We start from the raw sequence: 716 nt of genomic DNA on the forward strand, positions 1-716 counted from the left end.
GGTTCATCACCTGATCGGTCAACCAGCGCCGGAATTTTAGAGTTTGGGTTTACCGCTACAAAGCCAGAACCAAATTGGTCACCATCGCCAATCTTGATCAAATACGCGTCGTATTCGGCTTCCTTTACGCCTGCCGCCAAAAGCTCCTCAAACATGATCGTCACTTTCTGACCATTAGGAGTCCCCATTGAGTAAAGCTGGAATGGGTGCTCTCCAACTGGCAACTCTTGCTCGTGACGTGCGCCAGAGTCGGGACGATTAATGCTCGCCCATTGGCCGCCATTTTCACTGTCGTTAGTCCAAACTCTTGGTGGTGTGTATTCGTTAGCCATTGTTATTCCTTATCGTGTTTGAATGCACCTGTAGGCTGGTTCAAATCGTTACCAGCAGCAATGCTTAAAAATCCCCACCTTAAATTGGCTGGGCATAATCAAGATATTAGGTCGGAATCTTCAAATAAAAGCCCTTCCCTCTCGATTAATTAGAACCTTTGGTTATGGGATTTTCTTTCACGCTATAAGGAAAAACGTCGCGGTAATGTGAACTAGGTTCGAGATGCCAACAATGAGGAACAGATAAGGTTTAGAGGCCCATCCAACATATCAGTCTTAATCAAGCTTGCATCGTGGCAACAGCTAATCGACAGCGCAAAACCGTGTAGGTAATCTGCCAATAGATCCAAACTGTCTTGCTCTACTTGCTGGGATAAACCCAAA

At 45.8% G+C, this 716-nt stretch carries 2 pseudogenes; both read right to left on the reverse strand.

Annotated features, from left to right (window positions below):
• A pseudogene (locus R7O13_RS26955) lies at positions 1 to 332 on the reverse strand (glutathione-dependent disulfide-bond oxidoreductase); the annotation flags it as partial.
• Positions 333 to 544: 212 nt separating this feature from the next.
• Positions 545 to 716: pseudogene (locus R7O13_RS26960) on the reverse strand (TetR/AcrR family transcriptional regulator); the annotation flags it as partial.

It is taken from the genome of Vibrio sp. Y176, assembly GCF_033438945.1.